This is a genomic window from Motiliproteus sp. MSK22-1 (genome assembly GCF_001968815.1).
Classification (GTDB): domain Bacteria; phylum Pseudomonadota; class Gammaproteobacteria; order Pseudomonadales; family Balneatricaceae; genus Motiliproteus.
Genome location: NZ_MIEQ01000081.1, coordinates 1 through 634 on the forward strand (window position 1 = coordinate 1; position 634 = coordinate 634).

Consider the following 634-nt stretch of genomic DNA (forward strand, 5'->3'; position numbering starts at 1 on the left):
CAACGGTCTGGCTCATCTGGTGGAACAAGAGATGGAGCTGTCACCCTTTGACTGCTCGTTATTCGTATTCTGTAACCGCAAACGGGACAAGATTAAAATCCTCTGCTGGGAAAGGAACGGCTTTATCCTCTGGTATAAGCGCCTTGAGAAACACCGCTTTCGGTGGCCGGGCGATGAAGTGCCTGCGGTTATGGATGGTCAAACTTTGAACCGGCTCCTGGATGGCTACGATATTCGACCGCAAACACCTCACGCCACATTACGCTACTCGACAATGGGCTAGCTGACGACCACAGCCCGTTCCTTTATAGTGGCTTGTATGACCTTGCAAGCTACTGATCTTCCAGACGATCCCGATGCACTCAAAGCCCTGCTGCTTGAGCAGCAGCAAGAGATCGGCCTTCTCAAAGAACAGCTCCATCTGCTGATTCATAAGCGCTTTGGCTCTTCCAGCGAGAAGCATGACCCTGATCAATTGGGACTTTTTAACGAAGCAGAGCAAGAGTGGCCCGATGAGGATGGCATCGCCGAGATCGAAGCGGCAGAAGGTGAGATCCAGGTGCCCACTCATCAGCGTAAGAAACCAGGGCGAAAACCGCTACCGGACTACTTACCTCGCCAGCGTGTGGTCCAC

Annotated in this window: 2 protein-coding genes; both read left to right on the forward strand. The window is 52.8% G+C overall.

All coding sequences use genetic code 11. The features are described 5' to 3' along the window. Window positions 1–283 (forward strand): IS66 family insertion sequence element accessory protein TnpB (gene tnpB / locus BGP75_RS22465; protein WP_076721174.1); only part of this gene is annotated, 283 nt, incomplete at its 5' end. Window positions 284–319: 36 nt separating this feature from the next. Beyond that, window positions 320–634, forward strand: a 315-nt coding sequence (locus BGP75_RS22470; protein ID WP_198939516.1) for a transposase, incomplete at its 3' end; no start/stop codon positions are given.